Here is a 14,777-nt window from a genome sequence, read left to right as displayed (position 1 = left end):
TGGGACTCCCGTGGCTTCTGCGACGGACCGTGCGGGGGCGGACGTGCTGCTCCGGGTCGAGGACCTGACCGTCGACTTCACGGCGGGCGACCGGACCGTACGGGCCGTGGACGGCCTGTCCTTCACGCTCGGCGCGGGCCGGGCGATCGGCCTGGTCGGGGAGTCCGGCAGCGGCAAGAGCACCGTCGCGGGCGCGCTCCTCGGGCTGCACCGGGGGACCGGCACCCGCGTCGGCGGAAAGGTCCTCGTCGGTGGTACGGACGTGAACACCGCCTCCGACCGCGAACTGCGCGCGCTGCGCGGCGCGGTGGCCGCGATGGTCTTCCAGGACCCGCTGTCGTCCCTCGACCCGTACTACGCCATCGGCGACCAGATCGCCGAGGTCTACCGCGTCCACACGGCCGCCACCCGCCGGGCCGCCCGCGCGCGGGCCGTCGAGGTCCTCGACCGGGTGGGCATCCCGGACGCGGCCCGCCGGGCCAAGTCCAGGCCGCACGAGTTCAGCGGGGGGATGCGGCAGCGCGCGCTCATCGCGATGGCGCTGGCCTGCGAACCGAGGCTGCTGATCGCGGACGAGCCGACCACGGCGCTCGACGTGACCGTACAGGCGCAGATCCTCGACCTGCTGCACGATCTGCGCCGGGAGACCGGCATGGGGCTGCTGCTGGTCACCCATGACGTGGGCGTCGCGGCGGAGAGCGTGTCCGAGGTGCTGGTGATGCGGCAGGGGCGCGAGGTGGAACGCGGGCCGGTGGCCGAGGTGCTGGGCACGCCCCGCGACACCTACACGCGCACCCTGCTGGCGGCGGTGCCCCGGGTGGACGCGCCGGTGGAGCGCGCGCCCGGGGCGGCTGCCGGCGAACCGCTGATCGAAGCCGTCGACCTGCGGCGGGAGTTCCGGCGCGGCCGGACGACCGTCACCGCCGTCGACGGCGTCTCGCTCACCGTACGGCCGGGGGAGACCCTCGGCGTCGTCGGCGAGTCCGGCAGCGGCAAGACCACCCTGGGCCGGATGCTCGTCCGGCTGCTGGACCCGACCGCCGGACGGCTGAGCTACCGGGGTACGGAGATCGGGGCGGCCTCCGAGAAGCAGCTGCGGCCCTACCGCCGCGAGCTCCAGATGGTGTTCCAGGACCCGGTCTCCTCGCTCAACCCGCGCCGTTCGGTGGGCGAGTCCATCGCCGATCCGCTCCGGGCCGCCGGGGTGCTCGACGAGGAGCGGATCGTCGCGCGGGTGCGCGGGCTGCTGGAGCGCGTCGGGCTCGACCCCGACCGCTACGACCGCTATCCGCACGAGTTCAGCGGGGGCCAGCGCCAGCGCGTGGGCATCGCGCGGGCGCTCGCCGCCGAGCCCCGGCTGATCGTCTGCGACGAGCCCGTCTCCGCGCTCGACGTGACGACCCAGGCGCAGGTCGTCGCGCTGCTGGCCGAACTCCAGCGGGAGCTGGGCCTCGCGCTCGTCTTCATCGCCCACGACCTCGCGGTCGTACGGCAGGTGAGCGACCGGGTCGCCGTGATGCGCCAGGGCCGGATCGTCGAACAGGGCACGGTCGAGGAGGTGTACGGGTCGCCCTCCGAGGCGTACACCCGGCAACTGCTCGCCGCCGTGCCCGCGCTGGACCCGACGCTCGCGGCGGCGCGCCGGACGGCGCGCGGGGCGCTGCCGGGGGCGCTGTCCACGGGCGCCCGGGACACCCAGGGTGTGGCCGTGGCCTGACCCTCCGTACCCGGACCGTTCTGTAGCGCCACAGAACGCGCCCAGTGCGGGAAAGTTACGTGCATTCACCCCTTCCGGTGGTACGACGGACAACCGTCCGTCGTACCACCCGGTTGTCCGCTTACGGTCGTCCCGCTGCGTGTCGCCGATCAACGGCGGCCGCCCACAAGGGAGATCGGGGGTGCGCTCGTGCGGATCGGACTGCTTACGGACGGTGGGTACCCGTATGCGACGGGTGATTCCAGGCTCTGGTGCGACCGGCTCGTGCGCGGGCTCGCACCGCACGAGTTCGACATCTACGCGCTCGGCCGCACCCCGCGCCAGGAGGCGCTCGGCTGGATCCGGCTGCCCGACCAGGTCCGGCGCGTGCGCACCGCGCCCCTCTGGGGGGCGGCGGACGACGGCCGTCGATACGGACGGCGCGACCGCCGCCGCTTCGCCGAGCACTTCGCCACGCTGGCCGCCGCGATCTGCTCCGCGCGCGCCGAGGACGCGGCGACGGCGGACGGCTTCGCGACCGGGCTGTACGGGCTCGCCCGGCTCGCCGGGGAGCGCGGCGGACTGTACGGGGCGCTCCGCTCCGAGACCGCCGCGCGGCTGCTGGAAGCCGCCTGCCGCGCCCCCGGCGCGCGCCGGGGCGTACAGGCCGCGACCGTCCCCGACTTCCTGGCCTTCGCCGACCAGCTGGAGCGCGCCCTGCGCCCCCTCTCGCTCGACTGGTACGGCGACGACGGACTGGCCGCCGCCGACCTCTGCCACGCGGCCTCGGGGGGCTCGGCCGCGCTCTCCGGACTGCTGGCCAAACGCTTCTTCGGCGTACCGCTGCTGGTCACGGAGTACGGCGTACAGCTGCGCGCGCACTACCTGGCGACGGGAGCGTCGGCGGCGACGACGGCGACCGGTGGGCCCGTGGCCGCGCTCGGCACGCCGGTGCGCGCGCTGCTCGCCGCCTTCCACGGGCTGCTCGCCGCCGAGATCTACCGGCAGGCCCGGATCATCACCCCCGGCAATGTCCACACCCGACGCTGGCAGGAGCGCTGCGGCGCCGACCGAGCCAAGCTGCGCATGGTCCACCCCGGCATGGAGGGACAGCGGTTCGCCGCCGTGGGCGAGGCCGAGGACAGCGGCGATCCCGCCACACTCGTCTGGGTCGGCAGGATCGAACCCGCCAAGGACCTGATCTCCCTCCTGCACGCCTTCGCCCGGATCCGCGAGGCCGAGCCGGACGCCCGGCTGCGGATCGTCGGCGCGCCCGCCGGGAGCCCGGCCGCCGCCGAGTACCTGGCGCACTGCCGGGGGCTCGCGGCCCACCTCTTCCCCGACGAGGCGGCCGACGCGCACGCGGTCGGCGCCAACCCCGTCTCCTTCGAGGAGATCGGCGGCCCCGACGCCCCCGACCTGCCCGACGCCTACGCGGCCGGCGGGATCGTCGTCCTCTCCAGCGTCGTCGAGGGCTTCCCCGTCAGCCTGGTCGAGGCGATGTTCTGCGGACGCGCCACGGTCTCCACGGACGTCGGCGCGGTCGCCGAGGTCATCGGCGGTACGGGACTGGTGGTGCCCCCGCGCAATCCGGGGGCGCTCGCCGACGCCTGTATCGCGCTGCTGCGCGACCCCGAGCGCCGGGAGCGACTGGCCGCCGCCGCGCGCGCCCGCGCGCTGGAGCTGTTCACCGTCGAGCAGAACCTCGCGGCCTTCCGCTCCCTCTACCTGGAGATCATCGCCCGCGCCCCCGTACGGCGCCCCGCCGAAGCCGTCGACGCGGCCGGCGAGCCACGGCCCTTCGCACACCCGGCCGAGACCTACGTCCCCGTCCCCTGGACCGCGGGCACCCCGTCGCTCCCCGTTCCCTGGACTGCGGGCACCCCGTTGCTTCCCGTTCCCTGGACTGCGGGCACCCCGTTGCTTCCCGTTCCCCGGACCGCGGGCACCCCGTTGCTCCCCGTTCCCCGGACCACGGGCACCCCGCTGCTTCCGGCCCCCACCCAGGACGCCCACCTGACGGAGGCCCCCGCATGACGACACCGACCACACCGCCCGTCTCCGGGGGCGCGCAGGCCGCTTGCGGGACCGTACGGGCCGCTTCCGGGGGTACTTCCGGTGGTACTTCCGGGGGTACGCAGGATCCGCGCGCCTCCGGCCGGGGCGGGGTGCGGCGGGGGCCTGCCGATCCCGTCAAGGCGCTGCTCCACCGCCATCGGGCGCTGTGCGAACGCGCCGTCGACCCGCTGGAGATCGCCGCCGGGCTCGAAGCGCACGGGATCACCGACAGGACCGCCGCCCGCTTCCGCCACCAGGACGTCTTCTCGCTCGCCGAGGAGCTGTTCGCCCGCGTCCCGAGCGCCGCCGACGGACCGGCCGGGCGGTTCCCGGAGCCCCCGGCGCGCGCCGTCGACGCACGCGCCGGGTGGAAGGGCGCGGCGGGCCGGGCCGGATGGGTGCCGTTCACCCTGCTCCCCGGTGCCGTCTGCGCCGCCACCCTCCTCGGCCTCGAACACAGCGCGGGACAGCGCCGCCTCGCGATAGGTCTGGCGGGAGCCCTCGCGCTCTCCGGCGCGCTGTCCGCCTGCCTCCGCCGCGGACCGCTGCGCGCCGAAGGCCGTACGGGCCCCGCCGCCGGACTCTGGGTCCACTGGCTGCTGGCCTATCTGCTGTGCGGCGACGGACTGCTGGCCGAGCTGGTCGCTGGTGGCCCGGACGGCCCCTGGCCCGCGACCCTCACCCCGCTGCTCGCGCTCTCCTTCGCGGTCGTCCCCGCCGCCTGGTGCGCCCACCTCTTCTCCGTACTGGCCCGCCGCAGACTCACCGGCAGCCACGGCCTCGCCGACTTCGCCGCCGGGACCCGCCCCCTGCTGTTCACCCTCGTGGCGCTGTACGCCGCCGCCCTGGCGGGCCTCGCGCCGCTCGCCGCCCTCCTCACCGGGGACGGCGGCGGTGACGGCGGCGGCCTCGCGCCCACCGTCGCCCTCGGCACGCTCCTCCTGCTCGCCCGGCTGCTCATGGTCCACGGTTTCCCCGAGACCGCGGTCGCCGGACTCGCCGCCGCCTGCGCGCTGGAGGCGCTGTCCTGCGCGGCCGTACTGGCCGCCCGGATCCCCGGACGCGGCCTCCTCGCCGTGCCCGTCCGGGCCGTGGTCGCCGCCGGGGGCGCCGCCGCCGTACCCACCCTGGCCTGCGGAACCGCCGCACTCGGCCTTCTTCTGCACGCCGCCGTCGCCCTCTCCCGAGCCTCGGCGCACACCTGAGCCGCCTACCCCCGTAACCCCATCCCCGCACCACCTCACAAGGAGACGTACGACGATGAGCCCGCATTTCCCAGCACCGGTCGCAGCACCGGCCCGTCCCTCCTGCGGGGCCGCGCGATGAGGGTCCTGCTGCTCGGTGCCAATGGTTTCCTCGGCCGCTTCGTGGCCGACCGGCTGCTCGCCGATCCCGCTGTGCACCTGACCGCGCTCGGCCGCGGAGACGACGCCGACGTACGGTTCGACCTCGCCAACGGCAGCCCCGGAGCCCTCACCCGCTTCTTGGACGCCGTCCACCCCGGGGTCGTCATCAACTGCGCGGGTGCCACCCGGGGCGGCGCCCGCGAGCTGACCCGGCACAACACCGTCGCCGTCGCCACCGTCTGCGAGGCCCTGCGCCGCAGCGGCTGCGGCGCCCGGCTCGTCCAGCTCGGCTGCGCCTCCGAGTACGGCCCCTCGCAGGCCGGCTCCTCGACCGCCGAGGACGCGGTGCCCCGGCCCGGCGGTCCGTACGGCGTGAGCAAGCTCGCCGCGTCCGAACTGGTGCTGGGTTCCGGGCTCGACGCCATCGTCCTGCGGGTCTTCTCGCCCGTGGGGCCCGGCACCCCGGCCGGCTCCCCGCTCGGCCGGCTCGCGGAGGCGATGCGCCGCGCCATGCAGTCCGGCGACGGCGAGCTGAAGCTCGGCGGCCTCGGGGTGCAGCGCGACTTCGTCGACGTACGCGATGTGGCGCGCGCCGTCCACGCCGCCTCGCTCTCCGCCGCGCAGGGCATCGTCAACATCGGCACCGGGCGCGCGGTCAGGCTCAGGGACGCGGCGGCCGTCCTGGCGAGGGTCGCGGGATTCGGCGGCGCCCTGCACGAGCTCGACCTGCCCCAGGGCCCCGGCGGCGGCCCCGTCGACCCGAGGATGCCGCGCGCGGGCCACGCCCCCATCGGCGCCCCCCGGGGCGAGCAATCCCCGGACCATCCGGGCGCGGGGCCGTTCCCGTACCCCGACGGCTGCGGCGGCTGGCAGCAGGCAGACGTCCGCACGGCGCGCGACCGGCTGGGCTGGCGGCCCCGGATCAATCTGGAGGAGTCACTCGCCGATATCTGGATGGAGGCGGCGTGCCGTATCTGACCACGCCGGGGGCCCGGCTCTCCGCCACGGAGGGGAGCCGGCTCGGCCTCGGTGTTCCGGGGTACGCGCATCCGCTGGTCGCCGCCGCCGAGTGGGCGGGGCTGACGCGCCCGGGGACCCCGCTGCACTGGGCCGTCCTCAATGTCGCGGACGGCCCCGGCGACCGGCCCGACCCGCACTGCCTGGAGGCGGCGGGCCGGCTCACCAACGCGGGCGCCAGGGTGCTCGGCCATCTCGACCTGGCCCATGGCACCCGCCCCTTCGGGGAGATCGTCACCGACGCGCAGCGCTTCCTCGCCTGGTACCGCGTCGGCGGGTTCTTCCTCGGCCGGTGCCCGGCGGGCCGCGCGGACCTCCCGGCGGTACGGCGGACGACGGCGACCCTGGAGGCGCTGCCGCCGGGCGGCGGTGCCTATCTCGTCCTGGGGCACGGGGTCCCTCCGTATCCCGGATACACCGAGGTCGCCGATCAGTTGGTGACCTTCTCCGGGCCGTGGAAGGACTACCGCTGGTCGCAGGCGCCGGAGTGGACGGCGGACCATCCGCCCGAGCGTTTCGTCCATCTCGTCCACGGCGTGCCGCGCACCCATCTGGACGAGGCCGTGCGGATAGCCCGCTGGCAGGGCGCGGGCACGATCTTCCTCACCGACCGGGCCGAACGGTCCGACTGGTCTGAACGGTCCGACTGGTCCGGCCGGACCGGCCGTGGTGAACGGACCGGGGCCGGAGGGGCCTTCGAGGCGCTGCCCGGCTACTGGGACGAAATCGTCTCGCGAGTCGGACCGGGTGTCTCGGAATGAGAAGGGGCGTGGCAGTGTTGCAGGGAGAACAACCGTACTGAATGACCGGCCAACCCCCTTGTTGAGGTCTCTGTGTCGCTGCCACCCCTGGTCGAGCCCGCTGCCGAGCTCACCGTCGACGAGGTCCGCAGGTACTCCCGTCATCTGATCATTCCGGACGTCGGGATGGACGGGCAGAAGCGGCTGAAGAACGCGAAGGTGCTGTGCGTGGGCGCCGGCGGTCTCGGCTCCCCGGCCCTGATGTACCTGGCCGCGGCCGGTGTCGGCACGCTCGGCATCGTGGAGTTCGACGAGGTCGACGAGTCGAACCTCCAGCGCCAGATCATCCACAGCCAGGCGGACATCGGCCGCTCCAAGGCCGCCTCCGCGCGGGATTCCGTCCTCGGGATCAACCCGTATGTGAACGTCGTCCTTCACGAGGAGCGGCTCGAGGCCGAGAACGTGATGGAGATCTTCTCGCAGTACGACCTGATCGTGGACGGCACGGACAACTTCGCCACCCGCTACCTGGTGAACGACGCCTGCGTGCTCCTCGACAAGCCGTACGTCTGGGGCTCGATCTACCGCTTCGACGGCCAGGCCAGCGTGTTCTGGTCCGAGCACGGACCCTGCTACCGCTGCCTCTACCCGGAGCCCCCGCCGCCGGGCATGGTCCCCTCCTGTGCCGAGGGCGGCGTGCTGGGCGTGCTCTGCGCGTCCATCGGCTCCATCCAGGTCACCGAGGCCATCAAGCTGCTGGCCGGTATCGGCGACCCGCTGGTCGGCCGCCTGATGATCTACGACGCCCTGGAGATGCAGTACCGCCAGGTCAAGGTCCGCAAGGACCCCGACTGCGTGGTCTGCGGCGCCAACCCCACCGTCACCGAGCTGATCGACTACGAGGCATTCTGTGGCGTCGTGTCCGAGGAGGCCCAGGAGGCGGCGGCGGGCGCGACGATCACTCCCAAGCAGCTCAAGGAGTGGATCGACGAGAAGGAGAACATCGAGATCATCGATGTCCGGGAGCCGAACGAGTACGAGATCGTCTCGATCCCCGGCGCCAAGCTGATCCCGAAGAACGAGTTCCTGATGGGCACCGCCCTGGCGACCCTGCCGCAGGACAAGAAGATCGTCCTGCACTGCAAGACGGGTGTCCGCAGTGCGGAAGTCCTCGCGGTGCTCAAGTCGGCGGGCTTCTCCGACGCGGTGCACGTCGGCGGCGGAGTGATCGGCTGGGTCAACCAGATCGAGCCGCACAAGCCGATCTACTGATCCGGATTCCGGGACCCACGGGACCCACGGGACCCGTAGGCCGGGATCCACGGGACCCGTAGGGCCGGCGTTCCAGGATCCGGATTCCCGGATTCCCGGACCGCAGGGCCGCATTCCCGGAGAGGGCCGTTCGCGCACGCCGCGCGGACAGCCCTCTCGGCCGTTCCGGGCCGTGGGTGCCGTGGGTGTCGTGTGAGCAGGCGGGGTGGCGTCGCGGGCCGATGGCTCTCGCGCGGCCTCCTACCCGCAGCGCGTCCCGAGGCGGGTATCTCGCCGCGCAGGAAAGTAGCCGTCGACCGCCGCCCTCACGCAGCTGTCCCCGGTGGGGTACGCGCCATGGCCCTCGCCCTCATAGGTCACCAGCACCCTCCCACGGCCTCGCCCAGAGCCCGTGCCATCCGTTGCGCGCCCTCGTACGGGGTCGCCGGATCACCCGTGCCGCCGACCACCAGGATCGGGGCCGCGCCCGCCGCCGCCACCCGTGGTCTCTCGCGCGCCGGGGACCGGCGGCCGGGGACCGGCCAGTCGGCGCACCAGCCCGCCAGGTCCCAGGCCAGATACGGCCCGAAGACCGGCGACACCCGCCGGAAGTCCGCCGGCAGCCCGGAGCGGACCTCCTCGGCGCTCACCCTGCCCTGCGCGTCCGCGCAGGATATGGCCCGCTGCGAGTGGCGCGAGGTGCGGTAACGGCCCTGGGAATCCCGGCCGTTGTACGAGTCCGCCAGCCGCAGCAGCTCGGTGCCGTCCCCGGCCTCGGCGTCGTCGAGCCCCTGGGTCGGACAGGGCCAGTTCTCCCGCGCGTACAGCGGGATGATGATCCCGGCGAGCGCGAGGCTCTGGGTGAGCGTCCGGCCCGAGGCGGTCGGCAGCGGCTCGGCGTCCAGCCGGTCCAGGAGCCGCACCACGCGCGCGGTGCCGTCCTCGGGGTCGATGTCCCGGTCGCGGAAGTAGTTGTCCAGGGCGCGCTGGAAGCCGAGCGTCTGGTTGCGGGAGTGGCCTATGTAGTCGGCGGTCGGGTCGACGACCGCGTCGAGGGTGAGCCGCCCGACGCGCGAGGGGATCGGCAGGTCGGCGGGGTCGGCGGGGTCGGCAGGTCGGCGGGTTTCCGAACGATGGGTCAGCGGCAGACCGTCCCCGCCGCAGGCACCTTGCCGTTCAGCAGATAGTCGTTGACGGCCTTCTGCACGCACGCGTTGCCGCTGTCGTACGAGCCATGGCCCTGCCCGTGGTAGGTGACCTCGACGCCGACGCCCTTGCCCAGCGCGTCGGACATCGCCTTGGCACCCGCGTACGGGGTCGCCGGGTCGCCGGTGTTGCCGATGATCACGATCGGGGCCGAGCCCGGCGCGCTGACGTCCGGATGCGTCCACTGGCCGGGCACCGGCCACTTGGAGCAGCCCATCAGCCCCCAGCCCAGGAAGTCGCCGAAGACCGGCGACGCCGCGCGGAACTCGGGGAGCTTCGCCTTGGTCTGCGCCAGGCTGTAGCGCTCCTTGGAGTCGGCGCAGTTGACCGCCGAGTTGGCCGCCTGGATGTTGCTGTACCCGCCGTTCTGGTCACGGCCGTTCATCGAGTCGGAGAGGGCGAGCAGCAGCGCGCCGCTGCCGCCGTCCGCGTCGTCGAGCCCCTGCTCCAGATAGGGCCAGAAGTCCTTCGAGTAGAGCGCCTGGGCGATGCCGTTGGTGGCCTGGGTCCCCGTCAGCTTCCGGGCGCCGCTGCCCGCGATCGGCTGCTTGCCGATCCGGTCGACCAGCTTGATGATGAACGACTCGATCTCCTGGGGGGTGCTGCCGGGCAGCCTGCACGCGTCGCCGCGCGCGACACAGTCCTTCTCGAAGTTGGTCAGGGCGAGCTGGAAGCCCTTCGCCTGGCCGAGCGAGCCCTGTTCGGAGTCCTGCGTCGGGTCGACGACCGCGTCGAAGACCGCCCGGCCCACGGACTTCGGATAGAGATGGGCGTAGACGCCGCCCAGCTCGGTGCCGTACGAGATCCCGAAGTAGTGGAGCTTGTCGTCGCCGAGGACCTGGCGCATCAGCTCCATGTCGCGGGCCGCGCTGGTCGTACCGACGTACGGGAGGAGCTTCCCCGAGTTCTTCTCGCAGGAGGCGGCGAAGTCGGTCAGGTTCTTGACGTACGTCCGCTCCTCGGCGGCCGTGGCCGGCATGGCGTCCTGCGCGAAGTACGCGTCGAGCTGCCGGTCGCTCTCGCACCGGATCCCGGCGCTGCTGCCGACCCCGCGCGGATCGAAGCTCACCAGGTCGTAGCGGGACCTGAGCTTCTCGTAGTCCTTGGCGAAGGACGGCAGCCCGGTGATCCCGGAGCCGCCGGGGCCGCCGAAGTTGAAGACGAGCGATCCGATCCGCTTCTTCGTGTCACGGGCCCTGGCGCGGATGAGGGCCAGCCCGATCGTGTCGCCCGACGGCTTGGCGTAGTCGAGGGGAACCTTCATCACGGAGCACTCCCACGTCGTCCCGCCGGGCAGCGGGGACGGGGCCGTCCCGCCGCCCTCCGCGGTCGTCGGGGCCCCGCAGCCCTTCCAGGTGAGCCGCTGCGAGGTGAGGGCGGAGGGGAGGGGCGTACCGGCGGAGTGTCCGCTGCGGGAGGTCACACCGTGCGAGGTCCCGCTGTGCGAGGTCCCGTCCCCGGAACCCCCGCCCGAGGAACCCGAGCTGTCCGAGCATCCGGTGGCGGCCAGCAGTGCGGCGGCGGTGACGGCGGCCAGGGCCGTGGAGCGCCGGGCGGAGAAGGTTGGCATGGACCCATGGTGCGCCCGGGGCGCCCGGGGCGCGCGGGGCCGCGGTCCATGCGGGTGGCGTACGCCGTCCACGGGCCGCGTCGGAGCGCGGTGGGGTCAGAGCGCTCCCTTGCGTGTGAGGTGGCTGAAGCTCAGCCACCCCGGCAGCACCGGCAGCCACAGCGTCAGCAGCCGGTAGAGCAGTACGGCGGGGGCGGCGACCTCCTTCGGCAGGCCGACCGCCAGCAGACCCAGCGTCAGCGCGCCCTCGACCGCGCCCACTCCACCCGGCGTCGGCGCCGCCGAGCCCAGCGCGTTGCCCGCGAGGAAGACCACCGCGATGCTCGCGTAGCTCAGCTGCTGGTTGCCGTTGTCGAACGCCCGGATCGAGGCGTCCAGACACATCACGAACACGCCCGTCAGCAGCAGCATCCCGCCGATGCCGGTGAGCAGCTTCATCGGCCGCTGGAGCACATCGAGCATGCGTGGCACCACCCCGGCGAACAGCGAGCGCAGCCGGGTCACCACGAACTTGCGCAGGAACGGGATCGCGGTCACGACCAGCACCAGCACGGCGACGGTCAGCAGCCCCGCGATCACCGTCCTGGACGGGGTGAGCGACGCGGTCTTCTCCGTACCGGTCAGATAACCGAACGACAACAGCAGCAGGATGTGCGCGCCCAGCCCGAAGAGCTGCGAGGCGCCGACGCTGGCGACGGCGAGCCCCGGCCGCACCCCCGCGCGCTGGAGGAAGCGGGTGTTGAGCGCCACCCCGCCGACCGCCGCCGGCGCGACGATCTTGACGAAGGACCCGGCGACCTGCGCCAGGACCGTACGCCCGAACCCCACGCGCTCCGGTACGAAACCGAGCAGGCTCATCGCCGCCGCGACATAGCTGAGCGCCGAGAACGCCAGGGCCGCGAGCACCCAGCCCCAGTGCGCGTCGCTGACGACCGAGCCGAAGTCCACCTGGGTGATCTGCGTGAGCAGGAAGTACGCGGCGACGGCCCCGGCGATGAAGCTGAAGAGCGTCCGGGGCTTGATCCGTTCGAGCCGGACCGGTTCGACCGGTGCCTGTGGTCTGATCAGCAGCACCTGCCGGCGCATCTGGGAGAGCAGATCCTCCTCGCGCGCCTCGTCGAGCGCCTCGTCTATGGCGCGCTTCTCCGCCTGCTTCTCCGCGCGCAGGGACTTCCGCGCGGCCTTGCGGTCGCTCTCGGCGGCGGCGTGCTCCACCGCCTTGGCGTGCTTGTTGGCCTCCGACGCCTGGAGGACGGCCTCGCGCTCGCGCTGCGAGCGTTCACGGGCGAGCCGGCGCAGCGTCGCGCGCGTGGAGCGGCTCAGCGCGATCGGCTGGAGCAGCGGCAGCGAGTCGGCGATGGCGTCCGGACCCAGCACCTCGACCGCCGCGGCGACCGAGCGCTCGGCGCCCACCCGCAGCCCCATGGTGGTGAGCATCTGCGCGGTGTCCATCCGCAGCACCAGATCGCCCGCCGCGATCTCGCCGCCGCGCAGTTCGGTCAGGATCACCTTGCCCGTACGGTCCACGACCAGCGCGTCCCCGGTGAGCCGGCGGTGGGCGATCCGCCGCGACTGGAGGGCCTCCACCTGGCGCCAGGCGCCCCGTACCAGCTCGTCGGTGAGTTCGGAGTCCGCCAGCGAATCGAGAGAGCGCGCGCCGAGGTGCTCGTACACGAGCATGACGGCGTCGGGGCCCAGCTCGGAGGTGGCGATCAGTTTGGGGGCGTTGGCGCCGGCGGCGATGGCCGCGTACGCGAGCAGCGCCTCCTGTTCGAGGGCCTGGCGCAGGGAGGGGATGGATCTTCGGGTGGTGATGGAGCGCAGCGTCAGCCGCTGCCAGACCCGGTAGAAGAAGCCCTGCGCCTGCTGTTCGCGGTCGACGACGGTGACATCGAGCGGTGGCCCGTCCTCCAGGGTGACCAGATAGCGGCGTCCCCGGTCGCCCTGCTCGCTGGCGTCGGCCGCCTCGTCGGCGCGCATCGCGCTGACCGGCCGGAACCCGACCCGGCGCAGCCCCGCCATCAGCGTCTGGCCGGTGGGCCGCACATTGGGCGAGCCGACGGTGTAGAGCGTGCCGTACGCGACGCTCCAGCCGATCAGCACGGTCAGCACGATCGAGAACGGCGTGGTGTATCCGGCGACGAGCATCGCGAAGGCGTCGAGCAGCAGCACCACCCAGAGCACCACCCGCCACCGGGGTCTGCGCGCCATCCCGACCGCCGTCATGTACGCGATGACGGGCGCGAGATAGCCGTGTACGGGATCGGTGAGCCCCGGACCGCCGATCTGCGGCCTGGTCAGCGCGTCCTGGATCGAGTCGGGGGCGGCCCTGGCGACCCAGAGGTCGGTGGCGAGCGTGACGCCGTGCGCCAGGACGGCGGCGAGGACGCCGTCCGCGATCCGCAGGCCGTCCCGCTTTATCAGCCGCTCGATCGCGAACGCGACCGGGACGAGCAGCACGGCGATGCTCGACACCAGACCGGCCAGCTTGACGAACAGGTCGGGGGCCTGGCCGGTGCCCTTGCTGATGTCCTGTTCCAGGCCGGAGGTGGTGCCGTGGGCGAAGGCGGAGAGCCCGATGACCAGGGCGATGCCGAGGACGCCGATGAGCAGCCGCAGCAGATCGGAGGGGCGGTGCACCCGGGCGGCGAGCAGCGGCTCGTCACCGGATACCCGGTCGGCGCGGGAGGCGCCGTCGTCGCGGGGGCAGAGACCGGCGACGGTGCTGCCGGTGTCGGGCGCGGCTTCGGCCGTCGCGTCGGCTGTCCGGGTGCGGTCCGCGGCTTCGGCCGTCGCGTCGGCTGTCCGGGTGCGGTCCGCGGCCTCGGTCGTCGCGTCGGCTGTCCGGGTGCGGTCCGCGGCCTCGGTCGTCGCGTCGGCTGTCCGGGGGCGGTCCGCGGCCTCGGTCGTCGCCGCGTCTGTCCGGTTTTGGTCGGCCGCGTCCGTTCCGGTTCGGTCCGTCGCCCCGACCGCCGCTCTGTCCGTTCCGGTGGTGTCCTTCCCGGTGGTGTCCGGGCGCGGCTCAGCGCCGGAGGTATCCGCTGCCTCGTGAGGCCGCACCGCCCGCTCCTTCGCCGAATCCGTCTCGTCTTGGTCTCGTATCACCTGTCACCGCCCGGATGATGGTGGCATGGGCTCATGACAGACGGGGGCATCAGGGTGCATTGCGGGGGCATCGGACGTGCGAGATACCTCCCTTTGTGCGTGTACACCTCGTGTGTGTGCATACCCAGGGTGACCGTTCGGACGCGTTCCGGTGCGGCGGCCCCGAGGAGTTGTCGGTGGCGTGCGGCAGGATGGACCGGATGACGAACGAGGAGCCCGGGGAGCAGGTGGGGGAAGAGCAGGCGGAGGAGCTTCCCGCGTACGCGGAGCGGGTGCTCGATGTCGCCGAGCTGATTCCACCCGGCCGGGTGATGACGTACGGCGATGTCGCGGAGTGGCTCGGCGACGGCGGCCCGCGCCAGGTGGGCCGGGCCATGGCGCTCTACGGCGGCGCCGTGCCGTGGTGGCGCGTGGTCCGCTCGGACGGGGCGCTGCTGCCGGGACACGAGCTGCGGGCCCTGGAGCACTACCGGGCGGAGGGCACCCCGCTGCGCTCGGCGGCGCGCTCGGCGCAGGGGCATGTGCCGCGGCTGGACATGCGGCGGGCGCGCTGGGACGGTACGGACCCGGGCGGGATGGCTCACATATGACAGCTTCCGCCATCCGGGCGTACCAGGGATGTCCCGGCGGTCCTGGGCCGGAGCGCCCGGCCCCGGGGACGGGCCGTGCGCGGTCGGGCTCCCCGACCGCGTAGCGTCGTCGGCACGCGCCGCGCGCGCCCCCGCCAGGACACCGGCATCCGTCAACCGTCCTGGCTCCGTCACCACCAGCACCCCTTCCAGGACCGG

11 protein-coding genes are annotated in these 14,777 nt (G+C 73.5%); 7 read left to right on the top strand and 4 right to left on the bottom strand.

What is annotated here, in order from left to right; genetic code table 11:
• Positions 1-10 precede the first annotated feature (10 nt).
• The 6 genes from ACIP8W_RS06445 (at position 11) to moeZ (ending at position 8,129) form a co-directional block, all read left to right on the top strand.
• Positions 11-1,717, top strand: a complete 1,707-nt coding sequence (locus tag ACIP8W_RS06445; RefSeq protein WP_402148349.1) for an ABC transporter ATP-binding protein — start codon at positions 11-13, stop codon at positions 1,715-1,717.
• 189 nt (positions 1,718-1,906) lie between these two features.
• Entirely contained in the window at positions 1,907-3,733 is a 1,827-nt protein-coding gene (gene pelF / locus ACIP8W_RS06440; RefSeq protein ID WP_402202152.1) for a GT4 family glycosyltransferase PelF, read from the top strand.
• Entirely contained in the window at positions 3,730-4,959 is a 1,230-nt protein-coding gene (locus ACIP8W_RS06435) for a hypothetical protein (RefSeq protein ID WP_401946974.1), read from the top strand. Before pelF ends, ACIP8W_RS06435 begins: the two co-directional genes overlap by 4 nt.
• Before the next feature lie 117 nt (positions 4,960-5,076).
• Positions 5,077-6,078, top strand: a complete 1,002-nt coding sequence (locus ACIP8W_RS06430) for an NAD-dependent epimerase/dehydratase family protein (protein ID WP_401946972.1) — start codon at positions 5,077-5,079, stop codon at positions 6,076-6,078.
• Positions 6,066-6,878, top strand: coding sequence for a spherulation-specific family 4 protein (locus ACIP8W_RS06425; RefSeq protein WP_402148344.1), 813 nt, complete (start codon positions 6,066-6,068; stop codon positions 6,876-6,878). The genes ACIP8W_RS06430 and ACIP8W_RS06425 overlap by 13 nt, the downstream gene beginning before the upstream one ends.
• A gap of 72 nt (positions 6,879-6,950) precedes the next feature.
• Positions 6,951-8,129: an adenylyltransferase/sulfurtransferase MoeZ gene (moeZ, locus tag ACIP8W_RS06420; protein ID WP_401946964.1), complete on the top strand. Its 1,179-nt coding sequence runs from the start codon at positions 6,951-6,953 to the stop codon at positions 8,127-8,129.
• A gap of 240 nt (positions 8,130-8,369) precedes the next feature.
• Here moeZ and ACIP8W_RS06415 read toward each other — a convergent pair whose 3' ends face one another.
• The 4 genes from ACIP8W_RS06415 to ACIP8W_RS06400 all read right to left on the bottom strand — a co-directional run bounded on the left by ACIP8W_RS06415 (position 8,370) and on the right by ACIP8W_RS06400 (position 13,944).
• A complete protein-coding gene (locus ACIP8W_RS06415) occupies positions 8,370-8,489 on the bottom strand; it encodes an alpha/beta hydrolase (protein WP_402202149.1) in 120 nt (39 codons plus the stop codon).
• Positions 8,486-9,319: an alpha/beta hydrolase gene (locus tag ACIP8W_RS06410; RefSeq protein WP_402202147.1), complete on the bottom strand. Its 834-nt coding sequence runs from the start codon at positions 9,317-9,319 to the stop codon at positions 8,486-8,488. The genes ACIP8W_RS06415 and ACIP8W_RS06410 overlap by 4 nt, the downstream gene beginning before the upstream one ends.
• Positions 9,247-10,884: an alpha/beta hydrolase gene (locus ACIP8W_RS06405; RefSeq protein WP_401946960.1), complete on the bottom strand. Its 1,638-nt coding sequence runs from the start codon at positions 10,882-10,884 to the stop codon at positions 9,247-9,249. Before ACIP8W_RS06405 ends, ACIP8W_RS06410 begins: the two co-directional genes overlap by 73 nt.
• Positions 10,885-10,980: 96 nt before the next feature.
• Entirely contained in the window at positions 10,981-13,944 is a 2,964-nt protein-coding gene (locus tag ACIP8W_RS06400; protein WP_402202145.1) for a lysylphosphatidylglycerol synthase domain-containing protein, read from the bottom strand.
• Positions 13,945-14,189: 245 nt separating this feature from the next.
• On the opposite strand from ACIP8W_RS06400, the gene ACIP8W_RS06395 reads away from it, so the two are divergent.
• Positions 14,190-14,579 (top strand): MGMT family protein, encoded by a 390-nt coding sequence (locus ACIP8W_RS06395; RefSeq protein ID WP_401947434.1) that lies wholly within the window; start codon positions 14,190-14,192, stop codon positions 14,577-14,579.
• Positions 14,580-14,777: the final 198 nt, after the last annotated feature.

The organism is Streptomyces sp. NPDC088554, assembly GCF_044752945.1.
In the GTDB taxonomy this organism is placed as follows: Bacteria; Actinomycetota; Actinomycetes; order Streptomycetales; family Streptomycetaceae; genus Streptomyces.
The sequence above is the reverse complement of the archived record's forward strand: the minus strand, read 5'-3'. Positions and strand labels throughout refer to the sequence as shown.